Origin of the sequence: Streptomyces sp. NPDC007162 (genome assembly GCF_040634175.1) — a bacterium.
Classification (GTDB): Bacteria; Actinomycetota; Actinomycetes; order Streptomycetales; family Streptomycetaceae; genus Streptomyces.
The window spans coordinates 1-3,546 of sequence record NZ_JBEYFC010000735.1 but is presented as its reverse complement, the minus strand read 5'-3'; the positions used below and the strand labels follow the sequence as shown (position 1 = coordinate 3,546).

At 68.7% G+C, this 3,546-nt stretch carries 4 protein-coding genes; all 4 read left to right on the top strand.

Going from position 1 to position 3,546, the window contains the following annotated elements; translation table 11 throughout:
- Window positions 1-1,030, top strand: a 1,030-nt coding sequence (locus ABZ646_RS43035; protein WP_360532200.1) for an extracellular solute-binding protein, incomplete at its 5' end; no start/stop codon positions are given.
- Window positions 1,027-2,013 (top strand): sugar ABC transporter permease, encoded by a 987-nt coding sequence (locus ABZ646_RS43030; RefSeq protein ID WP_360532197.1) that lies wholly within the window; start codon window positions 1,027-1,029, stop codon window positions 2,011-2,013. The genes ABZ646_RS43035 and ABZ646_RS43030, both read left to right, overlap by 4 nt.
- Window positions 2,010-2,915 carry a carbohydrate ABC transporter permease gene (locus ABZ646_RS43025; protein ID WP_360532194.1) on the top strand — a complete coding sequence of 302 codons (906 nt, stop codon included), beginning with the start codon at window positions 2,010-2,012 and terminating at the stop codon, window positions 2,913-2,915. Before ABZ646_RS43030 ends, ABZ646_RS43025 begins: the two co-directional genes overlap by 4 nt.
- Window positions 2,912-3,546, top strand: a 635-nt coding sequence (locus ABZ646_RS43020) for a LacI family DNA-binding transcriptional regulator (RefSeq protein ID WP_360532191.1), incomplete at its 3' end; no start/stop codon positions are given. The genes ABZ646_RS43025 and ABZ646_RS43020, both read left to right, overlap by 4 nt.

Sequence of the window (3,546 nt, the reverse complement as noted above, 5' to 3'; positions counted from 1 at the left end):
GCCGCCGGCACCCTGGATCCCGACTGCGCGTGCATGGTCGAGCTGTTCCCCCGCCGACATATCCAAGTCGGTCGGGGACGCCAGGTCGAAGTTCGCCGAGGGCGTCTGGCAGCAGGTCACGCTGGGTACGGACGCGGTGTACGCGGTGCCGCAGGACATCGGCCCGATGATGTTCTACTACCGCGCGGACCTCTTCAAGAAGTACGGCCTGAAGGTCCCCACCACCTGGGACGAGTTCGCCCAGACCGCCCGCGCCCTGAAGAAGAAGGCGCCGGACCTCGACCTCACCACCTTCTCCGCCAACGACTCCGGTCTCTTCGCGGGCCTCGCCCAGCAGGCCGGCGCCAAGTGGTGGACCACCTCCGGTGACAAGTGGAAGGTCGCCATCAACGACGCGGCCACCCAGAAGGTCGCCAGGTTCTGGGGCGGCCTGGTCAAGGAGGGCGCGATCGACAACCAGCCGATGTACACCCCGGCCTGGAACAAGGCGCTGGACACCGGCAAGCAGATCGCCTGGGTCTCCGCGGTGTGGGCGCCGGGCACGCTGACCACGGCCGCGCCGGACACCAAGGGCAAGTGGGCGATGGCCCCGCTCCCCCAGTGGTCCGCGGACCAGGACGTCACCGGCAGCTGGGGCGGCTCCTCCACCGCCGTCACCACGGACTCCAAGCACCAGGAGGCCGCCGCCAAGTTCGCCGCCTGGCTGAACACGGACGGCGACGCGCTCAACGCCCTGGCCAAGGAGAGCGGCATCTACCCGGCGTCCAGCTCGGCCCAGCTCAGCGGCGCCTTCTCGAACCCGCCGGAGTACTTCTCGAACCAGGCCGACTTCTACACCGAGGCCGCCAAGATCGCGGGAACCACGGCCCCCTCCGCCTGGGGCCCGAACGTGAACGTCGCCTACACGACCTTCAACGACGCGTTCGGCGCCGCCGCCAAGAACAAGTCGGACTTCGTGACCGCCCTGAACACCATGCAGGACGCCACGGTCGCCGACATGAAGAAGCAGGGCTTCGAGGTCTCTCGGTGACCAGCACAACCAGCCGGAGGTCGTACGGGGTCAAGGGGGCCCCGTACGCCCACCCGTCTCCCACCACCACCCTCAAACGAGCGCGAAGCGCCCCCTACTTTTTCCTCCTCCCCGCCACCGTCCTCTTCGCCCTGTTCTTCGCGCTGCCCATCGGGTACGCGGTCTGGCTCAGCTTCCGCAAGGTGCACGTCTCCGGCCTCGGCCTGGGCGCGGGCGCCCGCAGCGAGGTCTGGGCCGGCCTGGAGAACTACCGCGATGCCCTCACCGACAGCGAGTTCTACGCGGGCGCCCTGCGCGTCCTCGGCTACGGCTGCATCGTCGTCCCGGTGATGCTGGGCCTCGCCCTCCTGTTCGCCCTGATGCTCGACTCCGAGCGGGTCCGCCTCGCCCCCTTCACCCGGCTCGCGATCTTCCTGCCGTACGCCATCCCGGGTGTGGTGGCCGCGCTGCTGTGGGGCTTCCTGTACCTGCCGGACGTCAGCCCCTTCTACTACGTCCTCGAAAAGCTGCACCTTCCGCAGCCCGACCTGCTGGACGGCGGCCCGCTGTTCCTGGCCCTGTCCAACATCGCGGTCTGGGGCGGCACCGGCTTCAACATGATCGTCATCTACACCTCGCTCAGGTCCATTCCGGTCGAGGTGTACGAGGCGGCGAAGCTGGACGGCGCCACGCCGTTGCAGACCGCCCTGCGGATCAAGATCCCGATGGTGGCGCCCTCGCTGGTGCTGACCTTCTTCTTCTCGATCATCGCCACGCTGCAGGTGTTCAACGAGCCGATGACCCTCAAGCCCCTGACCAACTCGGTCAGCACGACCTGGAGCCCGCTGATGAAGGTGTACGTCGACGCCTTCGGCAAGGGTGACATCTACTCGGCGGCGGCCGAGGCGACCCTGATCGCGCTCGCCACGCTGGCGCTGTCCTTCGGGTTCCTGCGGGCCGCGAACCGCCGAAACAAGGACGCCGGTCAAGGAGGTGCACCGTGAGTTCTCTTGCCGTCCGCAAGGCCGCCCCCGCGGCCGGCACGACGCCCGGCACCGCCCAGCGGCCGCCGCTGCGCCGCCGTGTCGCCCTGATCCCGACGACCGTCCTGCTGCTGGGCGCGGTCTACACGCTGCTGCCCGTCGCCTGGGTGGTGATCGCGTCCACCAAGTCCGGCAGCGAACTGTTCTCCACGTTCACGTTCCTGCCCGGCTCCGGCTTCGCCCAGAACCTCAAGGACCTGAACGCCTACCGGGACGGCATCTACTGGCAGTGGATGGCCAACTCCGCCCTGTACGCCGGTCTCGGCGCCGTGGTCTCGACGTGCGTGTCGGCGGTCAGCGGCTACGCCCTCGCCGTCTACCGGTTCAGGGGCCGCGAGGCGATCTTCAACGTGCTGCTCGCGGGCGTCCTGATGCCCCCGGTCATCCTGGCCATCCCGCAGTACCTGCTGCTCGCCAAGGCGAACCTCACGGACTCCTACCTGTCCGTGCTGCTTCCCCAGATCCTCGCCCCCTACGGTGTCTACCTCTCCCGGATCTACGCGGCCGCGGCCGTCCCCGCCGACGTGGTGGAGGCCGGACGGATGGACGGGGCCGGCGAGTGGCGGATCTTCACCCGGGTCGCGCTGCCGATGATGATCCCGGGCATGGTGACGGTGTTCCTGTTCCAGTTCGTGGCCATCTGGAACAACTTCCTGCTGCCGTACATCATGCTGAGCGACGACGAGCGGTTCCCGCTCACACTCGGCCTGTACACGCTCCTGATGCAGGGCGCCAACACTCCGGCGCTGTACACCCTGGTGATCACCGGAGCGTTCCTGGCCGTGCTGCCGCTGATCGCGCTCTTCCTCGTCATTCAGCGGTTCTGGAGCCTTGACCTGCTGTCCGGGGCCGTAAAGTCATGACCATGAGCAGTAGTGCGGGGGGCCGCCGCAGACCGCCGACGATCCACGACGTGGCCCGTGAGGCCGGTGTCTCACGGGGCACGGTCTCGCGGGTGCTCAACGGCGGGCACTACGTCAGTCCCGCCGCGCAGGAGGCGGTCAACGACGCCATCCGCAGGACGGGTTACGTCGTGAACCGGCATGCCCGGTCGCTGATCACCGGGCGTTCGGACTCGGTGGGCTTCCTGCTGACGGAACCCCAGGAGCGGTTCTTCGAGGATCCCAACTTCAACGTGCTGCTGAGCGGTTGCACGAAGGCGCTGGCCGGCCACGACATCCCGTTGCTGCTGATGCTGGCGGGCACGAAGGACGAACGGCGGCGGATCACGCGGTACATCACGGCCGGGCACGTCGACGGGGTGCTGCTGGTCTCCAGCCACTCCGGCGATCCGGTCGCGGAGGAACTGCGCCAGGCGGGGGTGCCGCTGGTCGCCTGCGGCAAGCCGATCGGGCTCGGTTCGAAGGTCGGCTACGTGGCCGCCGACGACCGGGACGGCGCCCGGGACATGGTCCGGCATCTGCTGGCCGTGGGCCGCCGCAGGATCGGCATGATCACCGGCCCGCTGGACACCCCCGGCGGTGTCGAGCGGCT